This window comes from Streptomyces sp. NPDC058576 (assembly GCF_042718715.1).
Lineage (GTDB): Bacteria > Actinomycetota > Actinomycetes > Streptomycetales > Streptomycetaceae > Streptomyces.
In genome coordinates, this window is the sequence record NZ_JBHXPF010000007.1 from 116,985 (window position 1) to 129,026 (window position 12,042).

Sequence of the window (12,042 nt, forward strand, 5' to 3'; positions counted from 1 at the left end):
CACAGGGCTACGGGAACACCGGCGTCCCCCCACGCGTCAGCCGCCACCCCACCGAAGCGAACGCGGCCGGATCCACCGACCCCTTCTCCCGCACCCACCCGATGATCGTGTTCCGGATCTCGTCCGAATTCGCCCACAACTGCCGCGCACCCGGCACATGCGGGAAGTTCCCCCCACCGCTCGCCCGGTAGTTGTTCACCGCGAACACGAACTCCGCCGCCGGGTCGACCGCCTTCCCCTCGAACGAAAGACCCACGACCCGCGAACCCGCCGGCTCCGCGATGTCGATGTCATACGTCACGCCCGACACGGCGTCGTAGTTGTAGTCCGGAATCCCGTCCGCGTTCGTCAGCTTCGCCGTGTCCACCGGACCGCCCGCCGCCGTCCGCACGTAATAGCGGGCCGAATACTCCAGGTAATCCTTCAGCTGGGCACCCGTGATCAGCCGCGCCTCCAGCGTGTTCTCGAACGGATACAGCCCCGCCGCATCCCTGATCGTCACATCACCGGCCGGAATCCCCGCCGTCCGCGAGAAACACGAAGCCTGCGACAGCACCGGCAACGCCGCGTACTCCCCGCCCGCCAGCGCCGCCCTCACCGTCTCCGCCTGCACCTGATTGATCAGATCGATGATCGGCTCGTCCTTCCACGGCGCCTGAGCCGTCGACATCGCCACCACCGACGAACCGATCACCTGGTTGACGTACTCCACCACCTTGCGATGCTCGCGCCGCAGCAGCGACGTCACCCTCCGGTCCTCCGCCACCGTGTTGGAGTTCAACACCCGCGAACCGGCTCTCTCGACCGTCCAACGGCCCCTCTTCCACACCAGATCGAAGTCGAACAGCGTCAGCCGCTGCCCCCACTTCGCCGGCTCCGAGAGCACGACCCGCCTGCCGGTCTCCTTGTTCGTCACGAAGTGCTCGGCGATCTCCACATGCGCGTGCCCCACCAGAATCGCGTCGATCCCCGGCACCTGCTCCGCCACCAGCGCCGCCGCGTTCTCCACGTACGGCAGCTGATCACCCCACGACGACGTCCCCGACGAACCCGAATGCGCCGAGACGATCACCACGTCCGCACCCATCGACCGCAGCTTCGGCACCCACTTCGCCGCCTGCTCCTCCAGACCCGGGAACACCATCTTCCCGCCCACATTCGCCTTGTCCCAGATCGCGACACCGGGATTCGTCAGCCCCAGCACGGCCACCCGCACATCACGCCCGCACGGCGTGTGCATCCGCTTGATCACATACGGGGCGAACGCCGGCCGCAACGTCTTCGCGTCCAGCGCATTCGCCCCCAGCAGCGGGAAATCGCACTGCTCCTCGAATTTCCGCAGCACCGGAATGCCGTAATTGAACTCGTGATTCCCGAGCGCCGCGGCGTCGTAACCGATCACGTTCATCGCCCGTGCCATCGGATGCACCGGACCACGCCGCGCCGTGATCGGATCGACCTTCGCGTAGTAGTACGACAACTGCGTGCCCTGGATCGTGTCACCCGCGTCGATCAACAGCGTGTTCCGGCGCCCCTTCTCCCGGCGCACCTGATCCACCAGCGTCGAGATCTTCGCCAGCCCGACGTCGTTGCGGGCGGAGTCGTCGTACTCCTTGTCCGTGAAGTAGTCCCAGTTGAAGACGTTCCCGTGCAGATCGGTCGTCCCCATCACCGTGAACGAATACCGCTGTGCCGGACGTCCGCCACCGTGACCCGTCGCCTCCGCACCACCCGCCGAGCCCACGACCGCCCCGCCCGCCATCGCCGCACCCGCACCGGCGGCAGCCGAACGGCCAAGAAACGTCCTACGGTTCAACGGCATCTCTTCACTCCTCGTTCAGTAGGGCAACGCGCGTAGATTCTGGCCCAGCAGCCACCCCGCACAACACCCCACGCAGGTTTCGATCCGATGACCACGCGACACACACCACGACACACCACCCCCCGTGCCACAGTGAACACATGACCGAAACCTCCACCCCCACGCACCACCCCTACGGCACCCCCGCCACCCCCCACGTCACCGTCCGCGGCGAAGCCCACCTCGAAGTCGACCCCGAAATCGCCCACATCACCATCACCCTCACCGCCCGCAACACCGACCGCCGCACCACCCTCGACGACCTCACCCACCGCAACACCACCACCCTCGACCTCATCAAGACCTACGGCGACACCGTCGAAAAGCTCGAAACCGGCACCCTCACCATCCGCCCCGAACTCACCCGCCACGGCCGCGCCGAACGCATCCGCGCCTACCACGGCAGCATCCAACTCACCGCCACCCTCAACGACTTCACCACCCTCGGCGAACTCGTCACCCGCCTCGCCGACCACGACCTCACCCGCGTCGACGGCCCCTGGTGGGCCCTGCGCCCCACCTCCCCCCACCACGCCGCCGCCCGCCGCCAAGCCGTCCAGGAAGCCCTCCAACGCGCCCGCGAATACGCCGAAGCCCTCGACACCCGCATCGGCGCCCTCCTCGAACTCAGCGACACCGGCGTCGGCGGCGGCCCCCGCATGGCCCGCGCCGCCTTCTCCACCCAGACCTACGGAGGCACCGCCACCGAGGCCGCCACCGACACCGCACCCATCGACCTCGAACCCGTACGCCAAACCGTCGACGCCCAGGTCGAAGCCTCCTTCACCCTCATCCCGCCGAACCTCGGATAAACGCTCATCAGAGCACCCCGCCGCACAATTCAACACTTGTCAATAACCCTTCACGCAAAGGTGGTTGAGGTGTCATGCAGAGCCAAATACCTACCCGTAGGTAAGGTTTAGGCTCGAACCATGCGCCGAGCGAAAATCGTTTGTACCCTGGGACCCGCAACCGACTCATACGACCAGATCAAAGCCCTGGTCGAAGCGGGAATGGACATCGCCCGCTTCAACCTCAGCCACGGCAGCTACGCCGAACACCAAGAGCGCTACGACCACGTGCGCAAAGCGTCCGAGGAGACCGGCCGCAGCGTCGGCATCCTCGCCGACCTTCAAGGCCCGAAGATCCGCCTCGGACGCTTCCGCGAAGGCCCCGTACTCCTTGAACGCGGCGACACCTTCACCATCACCGTCGAACCCCTCGAAGGACAGGGCACCGGCGACATCTGCGGCACCACCTACGACGGACTCGCCGCAGACGTCACCACCGGGGAACGCATCCTCGTCGACGACGGCCGCGTCACCCTCGAAGTCACCGGAGTCGACGGCCCCCGCGTCCACACCACCGTCATCGAAGGCGGCATGGTCTCCGACAACAAGGGACTCAACCTCCCCGGCGTCGCCGTCTCCGTCCCCGCCCTCTCCGAGAAGGACATCGACGACCTCCGCTGGGCCCTGCGCACCGGCGCCGACATCATCGCCCTCTCCTTCGTCCGCACCGGACGCGACATCGACGACGTCCACCGCATCATGGACGAAGAAGGCCGCCGCCTCCCCGTCATCGCCAAGGTCGAAAAACCCCAGGCCGTCGACAACATCGACGACATCGTCGCCGCCTTCGACGGCATCATGGTCGCCCGCGGCGACCTCGGCGTCGAAATGCCCCTGGAACAGGTCCCGATCGTCCAGAAGCGCGCCGTCAAACTCGCCAAGCGCAACGCCAAGCCGGTCATCGTCGCCACCCAGATGCTCGACTCGATGATCGACAACTCCCGCCCCACCCGCGCCGAGGCCTCCGACGTCGCCAACGCCATCATCGACGGCACCGACGCGGTGATGCTCTCCGGCGAGACCAGCGTCGGCAAATACCCCATCGAGACCGTGCGCACCATGTCCCGCATCGTCGAGGCCGCCGAGGAAGACCTCCTCGCCAAGGGCCTCCCGCCCCTCACCGAGCGCAACAAGCCCCGCACCCAGGGCGGCGCCGTAGCCAGGGCCGCCGCCGAGATGGGCGACTTCCTCGGCGCGAAATTCCTCGTCGCCTTCACCCAGAGCGGCGACACGGTCAAGCGCCTCTCCCGCTACCGCTCACCCATCCCGCTCCTCGCCTTCACCCCCGACGAGGCCACCCGCGCCCAGCTCAACCTCACCTGGGGCGTCGAGACCTTCCTCGGCCCGAAGGTCGACTCCACGGACGCGATGGTCGCCCAGGTCGACGAGGAACTGCTGCGGATCGGCCGCTGCAAGAAGGGCGACGTGGTCGTCATCACCGCCGGCTCCCCGCCCGGCGTCGCGGGCTCCACCAACCTGGTCCGCGTCCACCACATCGGCGAGGACGACAGCCCGAAGTAGGGCGGCTCAGTATTTCGGCCCGACGTGCGCATCCATGAGGGCTACGGATGCCCGTCGGGCTACGGAGATGTTGTAGGGCTTGCCCGCGCGCGTGCAGTGCGTCCATACGATGCCGAGCGCGTCGAGGGTGTCGGTGTAGAGGCGGCGGATGTCGTCGGAGACGTTGGTGAAGTAGTACCGGGGGTACTCGTAGCGCTTCCGTTCACCCTGGACGGTCCTGGTCGTCCAGTTCATGTTCCGACAACCGTCGGAGTGGATCAGGCCCCGGACGAAGTGCCAGGGGTAGGCGTCGACGATCTGCTGTTGCCACTCTTCGAGAGCGATCGGCCGCTCGTGCTTCTTGCCCGGCCCGTGCTGAGGAAAGGCACAGGTCCAATGTTTGCTGTACGACTTCACTTCGACGCAGTTGTTCCGCTGTCGCCGACCGGTGCGGGGCATGGGCATGACTGCGCGCATGGCCGATTCCGCCTCATCGATCACGCCCGGCCAGATGGCGTCGCAGAAGATCGACAGATGATGTTGCTTGGGCTTCGACGTGATGTGGCCGTCGCCGAGGTACAGCCCCAGTAAGTAGGCGTAGGCGGCGTGGTCGAGCTCCCGGCTCGTGCACACGGGACAGTCGGTGGGCTGTTCGTACCGCACTCCGCGTCGCTTGCGGTCCTCGTGCAGCCACCAGCCGACAGTCCCGCGCGGCACGTTGAGACGTTCCGCCACTGCTCGATTGGTGGTCCCGCTCCGCAAGAGGGCGAGCGCTTCGTCACGTATCGAGGGGTTGTGCTGCTCCATGCAGCGTAGTTTTCTGCGAGCTTCGAAGGGGTGTGCCCGGATCGAAGGCGCGTTCACCAGCAAGGGTGAAGATCGTCAAATTGTTGCTCGACCTTGGAATCCAAGGAGAAGTGCCCCGAGTCGGATTCGAACCGACGCTGTATGGGTTTTGAATCCATCGCCTCTGCCGCTGGGCTACCGGGGCCCCTTCGAAACGAAGGATACCGATGACCCTCCGTGCCTCAAACATACCGTAACTAGGTAGTCTCTTGGGAGCTGCACCCCTGTCCTAACAAGGAGCCCCGTGACCACCCCCGAGTCGCCCCAGCCCGTAGACGCCGTCGACGACGACAAGTCGCACGTCCCGCCGCTGACGACCCGCGTCGTCATCGCCGAGGACGAGGCCCTCATCCGCCTCGACCTCAAGGAGATGCTGGAGGAGGAGGGCTACTCGGTCGTCGGTGAGGCGGGCGACGGGCAGCAGGCCGTCGAGCTGGCCCGGGAGCACAAGCCGGACCTGGTCATCCTGGACGTGAAGATGCCGGTCCTCGACGGCATCTCCGCCGCCGAGAAGATCGCCGAGGAGTCCATCGCGCCCGTCCTGATGCTCACGGCCTTCTCGCAGCGCGATCTCGTCGAGCGGGCCCGGGACGCCGGGGCCATGGCGTACCTCGTGAAGCCGTTCAGCAAGAGCGACGTGGTGCCGGCCATCGAGATGGCCGTCTCCCGGTTCGCGGAGCTGAAGGCGCTGGAGAGCGAGATCGCGGACCTGTCCCAGCGGCTGGAGACCCGCAAGCTGGTGGACCGGGCGAAGAGCATCCTGCAGACGGATTACGGGCTCTCCGAGCCGGCCGCGTTCCGGTGGATCCAGAAGACGTCGATGGACAGGCGGATGTCGATGCAGCAGCTGGCGGAGGCGTTGATCGAGGACGCCGAGGAGAAGAAGAAGTCGGCCGAGTAGCCACGTACACGACCTGTACGTACGTACGGAGAGGCCCGCACCGGGGTGAACCGGTGCGGGCCTCTTCCGTGCGGCAGGGGCGTCAGTCCTCGCCGAGGTACGCCTTGCGGACCGACTCGTCGTGGAGCAGGTCCGAGCCGGGGCCGGAGAGGACGATCTTGCCGACCTCCATGACGTGACCCTGGTCCGCGAGGGACAGGGCGGCCTGGGCGTTCTGCTCGACGAGCAGGATCGTGGTGCCCGCCGCCTTGAGCTCGACGATGGTCTCCATGATCTTCTGCATCATGATCGGGGAGAGTCCCATGGAGGGCTCGTCGAGCATGAGCAGCTTGGGCTGGGACATCAGGGCGCGTCCCATGGCGAGCATCTGCTGCTCGCCGCCCGAGAGGGTGCCGGCGGCCTGCTTCCGGCGTTCCCCGAGGATGGGGAAGAGGTCGTAGGCGCGCTGGACGTCCTTTTCGATGCCTGCCTTGTCGGTCCGGAGGAACGCTCCGAGCTGGAGGTTCTCCGTGATGGTGAGGCGGGGGAAGATGTGCCGGCCTTCGGGGGAGTGGGCGAGTCCGAGCGCGACGATCTTGTGCGCGGGGACGCTGCCGAGGGGCTTCCCGTCGAAGGTGATGCGGCCGCCGGAGGGCTTGAGGAGCCCGGAGAGGGTCCGCAGGGTGGTGGTCTTGCCCGCGCCGTTGGTGCCGATGAGGGTGACGACCTGGCCGGCTTCGACGCTGAAGGAGATGCCCTTGACGGCTTCGATCTTGCCGTAGGCGACGCGGAGGTCTTCGACCTCTAGCAGGGCGGTCACGGGGTTTCCCCTTCCGTGCTGGTGGTGCGGGTGGTGCTCTGCGTCTCCGCAGCTTCGACCTCGGCGACTTCGTCGGCTCCGGGGGCGTCTTCGAACGGCGTGCCGAGGTAGGCGGCGACGACGCGTTCGTCGGCCTGGACGACGCTCGGGGTGCCCTCGACGAGCTTCTCGCCCTGGACGAGGCAGGCGACGCGGTCGCAGAGGTTGAAGATGAAGCGCATGTCGTGCTCGATGACGAGTACGGCGATGCCCATGTCCCGGATCGCGAAGATGAGCTCTTCGGTGACGCGGGTTTCCTGCGGGTTCATGCCGGCGGTGGGCTCGTCCAGGAGGAGGAGACCGGGGTCGCTGGCGAGTGCGCGGGCGATCTCCAGCTTGCGCTGGTCTCCGTAGGGGAGGTTGCGCGCGAGGTGGTCGGCCTTGTCCTGGAGGCCGATGAACTCCAGGAGTTCCATGGCGCGTTCGTGCGAGGCGGCTTCGGCCTTCTTGAAGCCTGGGCCGCGCAGGAGGGCGGACCAGAGGCCTTCCTTGGTGCGGGTGTGGCGTCCGACGAGGACGTTTTCCAGAACGGTCATGTTGGCGAAGAGCCGGATGTTCTGGAAGGTCCGGGCGATGCCTGCCTGGGTGACGAGGTGGGGCTTGGGCGGCAGGACGGTGCCCTTGTAGCGGACCTTGCCCTCGGTGGGGACGTAGAGGCCGGTGAGGCAGTTGAAGAAGGTGGTCTTGCCGGCGCCGTTGGGGCCGATGAGGCCGACGATCTCGCCTGCTGTGACGGTGAGGTCGACGTTGCGGACGGCGGTGAGTCCGCCGAAGCGCATGGTGACGCCGCTCGCGTCGAGCACCGTGGTGGCGGTGTCGGTCGTGGTGGTGGTCATGGTGTTCACGCCCCCGCCTTCGTGGTGCCGGAGGTGGTACCGGCCAGGGTTTCGTCCGGTACGTCGAGCTGGCCGGTCTCGTGGTACTCCAGCTTGGCCCGCCGGTTGGCGATGAGGCCCTCCGGGCGGAAGCGCATGAGGAGGATGAGGGCGAGACCGAAGCCGAGGAGCTGGTAGTCCGAGAGGAACTGGAGCTTGGCCGGGATCATGTAGAGGAGTGCCGCGCCGATGAGGGGTCCGCTGATGGTTCCCATGCCGCCGAGGATGACGGCGGCGAGGAGGAAGGCGGAGTTGGGCGGTACGGGTCCGGCGAAGACGTACATCTCGGGGACGACGGTGCTCTGGACGTGGGCCTGTACGGTGCCGGCGATGCCGGCGAGGGTGGCGCCGAGGGCGAAGGCGATGAGCTTGACGCGGAAGCCGTTGATGCCCATGGCGGTGGCGGCGGTCTCGTCCTCGCGGATGGCGACCCAGGCGCGGCCGATGCGGGAGCTGCCGGCTCGGCTGAAGACGAGGACCACGAGGATCATCGCGAGCAGCATGAGCAGGTAGTAGTTGGCGTAGGCGCCGAGTTCGAAGCCCAGGATGGTGTGGGATTCGCCGAAGTCGTACCCGAAGAAGTTGAGGTCGGGGATGTTCGGTACGCCGTTGGGGCCGTTGGTGACGCGTGGTCCGGAGACGCCGTCGAGGTTGCCGACGGCGATGCGGAAGATTTCGCCGAAGCCGAGGGTGACGATGGCGAGGTAGTCGCCGCGGAGGCGGAGGGTGGGTGCTCCGATGACGACGCCGAAGATGAGGGAGACGGCGGCGCCGGTGAGGACGGAGGCCCAGAAGGGGAACTGGACGCCGAACGCGGATGCGGTGGTGCCGGAGACGAGGGCGGCTGTGTAGGCGCCGACGCCGAGGAAGGCGACGTATCCGAGGTCGAGGAGTCCGGCGAGGCCGACGACGATGTTCAGGCCCAGTGCCACGGTCGCGAAGATGAGGATGTTGACCGCGATGAGGGTGTACTGGTCGGTGTTCTGGGTGAACGGGAAGACGGCTGCGGCGACGAAGGCCGCGGCGACGGCGATGGAGCGGTACTTCGTGGTGAGCGCGGAGAGGCGGGCCATGAGGCCGGCCTTGAAGAGTGCGGCGACCGCGAAGGCGCTGATGATCAGGTAGCCGACGAAGAGTTCGGGGTATGCGGTGTCGATGCCGTAGGTGACGACGAAGAGACCGATGCCGAAGGCGGCGACGATGATCAGGATCTCGGCCCAGGAGGGGAGTTCCTTGGGGCGTCCGGGCGCGGGGGCGCGGAGGCTGTTGAGGAACCGTTCCAGGGGCGAGGGGGTGGTGGTGTCGGTGATGTCCTGGTCGTGCGGGAGGCCGAGGGAGGCGACGACGGTGATGATGGCGCCGACGAGACCGATCCAGGCTCCGGGTTCCAGGTTGACGACGCCGCCGAGTTCGACGGAGATGGCGCCGACGGTGAAGCCCATGGTGCCGAGGACGCCGAATGCGGCGAGTCGGACGGGGCTGTTGGAGCCGCCGGGGGTGAGCCAGCGAAGGCCCTTGATGCCGTACCCGGAGAGGGCGAAGAGCAGGGTGAGTGCTGCGCCGACGAGGGTGAGGACTTGGAGGCCGCCGGGGTAGCCGGTGACGGTGAGGTCGCCGGGGAATTCGGCGGTCCAGGTCCAGGCGAGGAAGGTGGAGCCGAGGGTGAGGGCGGCTCCGAGGGTGGTGGCCGCGCGGGCCGCCGGTGTGGGGATGGCGAGGACGGGCGTCGTCTCGTGGGTTTTGGTGGTCATCGGTATCACGCCCGATCCGTGACGCGCTCGCCGAGCAGGCCTTGTGGCCTGACGAGGAGGACGACGATGAGAAGGACGAAGGCCCAGACGTTGGCCCAGGCTCCGCCGCCGAGCTGCTGCATGCCGGGGATTTCTTCGATGTAGGCGATGGAGAGGGCTTCGGCGAGGCCGAGGACGACGCCGCCGACCATGGCTCCGTAGATGTTGCCGATGCCGCCGAGGACTGCGGCGGTGAAGGCCTTGAGTCCGAGGATGAAGCCCATCTCGAAGTTGATCTGGCCCTTGTCGAGGCCGTAGGCGACCGAGGCGACGGCGGCGAAGGCGGCGCCGATGGCGAAGGCCATCACGATGATGCGGTCGGTGTTGATGCCCATGAGCTTGGCCGTGTCGGGGTCCTGGGCGGTGGCCTGCATGGCGCGGCCGCTGCGGCTCTTGGCGACGAAGAGGCCGAGGGCGAGCATGCAGAGCGGGGCGAGGACGAGGACGAAGGCGTCGGCGCGCTGGAGGTAGAGGTTGTCGAGCAGCTTGAACGATTCGCCTTGGAATTCGGGGAAGCTGCGGGGCTTCTTCGCGTCGGGGTAGAAGCCCCAGACGAGCTGCTGGAGCACGATCGAGAGGCCGATCGCGGTGATGAGCGGGGCGAGGCGGGGGGCGCCGCGCAGGGGCCGGTAGGCGAACCGTTCCGCGGCGGTGGCCACGGCGACGGAGGCGATGGCACCACCGATGATCATGAGCGGGATGGCGACCAGGAGGGTGGTCCCGCTGGGGAGCATGATGTAGGTGGTGAGGGCGCCGAAGCCCCCGATCATGAAGATCTCGCCGTGGGCGAAGTTGATGAGCTGGACGATGCCGTACACCATGGTGTACCCGATGGCTATGAGGCCATAGAGGGCGCCGAGGGCAAGGCCGTTGGCCAGCTGTTGCGGCAGTTCGTGCACCGCAGGGCCTCCGATGAGCTTGTCGGATATGACTCCGCGCGAGGGCGCTGTTTGCGCCCTCGCGCGGATTGGGTCAGGTGGGGCGGGGCTGTGCTGGGGGATCAGTCTTCGAACGTGGCGCTCTTGACGTCCTTCCAGGCACCCTTCTGGACCTCGTAGACGGTGAGCTGCTTGTTGGTGGTGTCACCGTTCTCGTCGAAGGAGACCTTGCCGGTCACGCCGTCGAAGGAGACCTTGCCCATGGCTTCGGTGACCTTGGCGCGGGCGTCGTCGGGGAGCTTGCCGTCGTTGTCGGCGACGACGGCCTTGACGGCCTGGATGATGGCCCATCCGGCGTCGTAGGAGTAGCCGCCGTAGGCGGCGTAGGGGTCCTTGTAGCCGCCGGCCTTGTAGTCCTCGATGAACTTCTTGGCGGTCGGGAGGGCCTCGACGGGGTAGCCGATGGAGGTGGCGTAGTCACCGTCGTTGGCCTCGCCGGAGGCGCTGATGAAGGCGGGGTCGTAGATGCCGTCGCCGCCCATGGTGGGGATCTTGGCGCCGGTCTTCTTGATCTGGTCGGAGAGCAGGCCGCCCTCGGGGTACTGGCCGCCGTAGTAGACGGAGTCGGCGCCGGAGCTCTTGACCTTGTCGGCGGTGCTGGAGAAGTCGGTCTCCTTGACGGTGACGTGGTCGGTGCCGACGACCTTGCCGCCGAGGCGCTCGAATTCGGCGGAGAAGATGGCGGCGAGGCCGGCGCCGTAGGTCTGCTTGTCGTCGACGACGTAGACCTTCTTCTTCTTGGCGTCGTTGTAGAGGTACTGGGCGGCGAACTTGCCCTGGACGACGTCGGTGGCACAGGTGCGGAAGTAGGTCTTGAAGGGGCGCTGTACGTCGCCCTTGGCCCAGTTGTCACCCTGGCTGAGGGCCGGGTTGGTGTTGGCGGGGGAGACCTGGGCGAGGTCGGCCTTCTCGAAGACGCCCTGCATGGACTGGGCGACGCCGGAGTTCAGGGGGCCGACGGCGCCGAGGACGTCGGTGTTGCCGACGAGCTTGGTGGCGTTGGCCTGTCCGGAGGCGGGGACGGCCTGGTCGTCGAGGGCTTCGATCTTGAACTCGATGCCGGGGACCTCGTTGTTCTTGTTCGCGGTCTTGGCCGCGAGGTCCACGGAGTTCTTGATGCCCTGGCCGAGCGCGGAGAGGGAGCCGGTCAGGGGCGCGTCGACGCCGATGACGACGGTGGTCTTGCCACCGCTGTCTCCGCTGTCCTTGCTGCCTTCGTCGCGCGACCCGCAGGCGGTGAGCGTCAGTGCTCCGGTGGTGAGCACTGCGGTGAGTATGAGCAAAGAACGGTGTCGCACGAGAGGGTCCTTTCCCTGGCGCGGCGCTCCTCGGGCGTGAGGTGCCGTGGTCTTCGCCGGGCCGTACTGGGTTGGTACAGGGCCGTGCAGCAGACGCGCCCGGCGGCGCGGTGACTGGCCGTGACTCTAAGCGCAGCCGGGGGCCACCGGGACAGGTCGGCGGCGGATGTGACTCTCTTGTTATGCCCTTGAGCAAGGCTTGAGGTTCCTGTGAGGGGATGTGCGGGTTTCGCCTGGACTGCGAATTGACCGCATGGTGAGAACGCGCAGCTCTGCTAAGGGGCTTGAGGTGATCTTGGTGCTGTCGCGCGCGTCGGGGCGCGGGGGATGCGGGGGGATGCCGG

Annotated in this window: 10 protein-coding genes and 1 tRNA gene; 3 read left to right on the forward strand and 8 right to left on the reverse strand. The window is 67.1% G+C overall.

Annotation, left to right across the window (positions count from 1 at the left end; all coding sequences use genetic code 11):
• Nucleotides 1-7 precede the first annotated feature (7 nt).
• Nucleotides 8-1,822: a bifunctional metallophosphatase/5'-nucleotidase gene (locus ACFWRV_RS08340; RefSeq protein ID WP_384330090.1), complete on the reverse strand. Its 1,815-nt coding sequence runs from the start codon at nt 1,820-1,822 to the stop codon at nt 8-10.
• A 140-nt stretch (nt 1,823-1,962) separates the two neighbouring features.
• On the opposite strand from ACFWRV_RS08340, the gene ACFWRV_RS08345 reads away from it, so the two are divergent.
• The gene (locus ACFWRV_RS08345; protein WP_384330093.1) at nt 1,963-2,673 is read left to right on the forward strand and encodes an SIMPL domain-containing protein; all 711 of its coding nucleotides are present in this window, start codon (nt 1,963-1,965) and stop codon (nt 2,671-2,673) included.
• A 120-nt stretch (nt 2,674-2,793) separates the two neighbouring features.
• Nucleotides 2,794-4,233, forward strand: a complete 1,440-nt coding sequence (pyk, locus tag ACFWRV_RS08350; RefSeq protein ID WP_384330096.1) for a pyruvate kinase — start codon at nt 2,794-2,796, stop codon at nt 4,231-4,233.
• 6 nt (nt 4,234-4,239) lie between these two features.
• Here the strand turns inward: pyk and ACFWRV_RS08355 are convergent, their stop codons facing one another.
• A complete protein-coding gene (locus ACFWRV_RS08355) occupies nt 4,240-5,019 on the reverse strand; it encodes a helix-turn-helix domain-containing protein (protein WP_384330099.1) in 780 nt (259 codons plus the stop codon).
• Between the two features lie 111 nt (nt 5,020-5,130).
• A tRNA-Leu gene (locus tag ACFWRV_RS08360) sits at nt 5,131-5,203 on the reverse strand.
• 99 nt (nt 5,204-5,302) lie between these two features.
• Here ACFWRV_RS08360 and ACFWRV_RS08365 point away from each other — a divergent pair.
• Complete coding sequence (locus tag ACFWRV_RS08365) at nt 5,303-5,959, forward strand: ANTAR domain-containing response regulator (RefSeq protein WP_003969810.1); 657 nt, start codon at nt 5,303-5,305, stop codon at nt 5,957-5,959.
• 82 nt (nt 5,960-6,041) lie between these two features.
• Here the strand turns inward: ACFWRV_RS08365 and ACFWRV_RS08370 are convergent, their stop codons facing one another.
• From ACFWRV_RS08370 to ACFWRV_RS08390, 5 genes are all read right to left on the reverse strand, one after another.
• Nucleotides 6,042-6,758 carry an ABC transporter ATP-binding protein gene (locus tag ACFWRV_RS08370; protein ID WP_010061197.1) on the reverse strand — a complete coding sequence of 239 codons (717 nt, stop codon included), beginning with the start codon at nt 6,756-6,758 and terminating at the stop codon, nt 6,042-6,044.
• On the reverse strand, nt 6,755-7,633 hold the full coding sequence (locus tag ACFWRV_RS08375) for an ABC transporter ATP-binding protein (protein WP_384330358.1): 879 nt from the start codon (nt 7,631-7,633) through the stop codon (nt 6,755-6,757). The genes ACFWRV_RS08370 and ACFWRV_RS08375 overlap by 4 nt, the downstream gene beginning before the upstream one ends.
• Before the next feature lie 5 nt (nt 7,634-7,638).
• Nucleotides 7,639-9,423: a branched-chain amino acid ABC transporter permease gene (locus ACFWRV_RS08380; RefSeq protein ID WP_384330103.1), complete on the reverse strand. Its 1,785-nt coding sequence runs from the start codon at nt 9,421-9,423 to the stop codon at nt 7,639-7,641.
• Between the two features lie 5 nt (nt 9,424-9,428).
• Nucleotides 9,429-10,361, reverse strand: a complete 933-nt coding sequence (locus tag ACFWRV_RS08385) for a branched-chain amino acid ABC transporter permease (RefSeq protein ID WP_010061202.1) — start codon at nt 10,359-10,361, stop codon at nt 9,429-9,431.
• Nucleotides 10,362-10,462: 101 nt separating this feature from the next.
• Complete coding sequence (locus ACFWRV_RS08390) at nt 10,463-11,698, reverse strand: branched-chain amino acid ABC transporter substrate-binding protein (RefSeq protein ID WP_384330106.1); 1,236 nt, start codon at nt 11,696-11,698, stop codon at nt 10,463-10,465.
• Between the last annotated feature and the right edge of the window lie 344 nt (nt 11,699-12,042).

Coding starts and splice junctions, on each gene's coding strand:
- ACFWRV_RS08340 (WP_384330090.1), bottom strand. CDS start 1,822: ATGCCGTTGAACCGTAGGACGTTTCTTGGCCGTTCGGCTGCCGCCGGT.
- ACFWRV_RS08345 (WP_384330093.1), top strand. CDS start 1,963: ATGACCGAAACCTCCACCCCCACGCACCACCCCTACGGCACCCCCGCC.
- pyk (WP_384330096.1), top strand. CDS start 2,794: ATGCGCCGAGCGAAAATCGTTTGTACCCTGGGACCCGCAACCGACTCA.
- ACFWRV_RS08355 (WP_384330099.1), bottom strand. CDS start 5,019: ATGGAGCAGCACAACCCCTCGATACGTGACGAAGCGCTCGCCCTCTTG.
- ACFWRV_RS08375 (WP_384330358.1), bottom strand. CDS start 7,633: ATGACCACCACCACGACCGACACCGCCACCACGGTGCTCGACGCGAGC.
- ACFWRV_RS08380 (WP_384330103.1), bottom strand. CDS start 9,423: ATGACCACCAAAACCCACGAGACGACGCCCGTCCTCGCCATCCCCACA.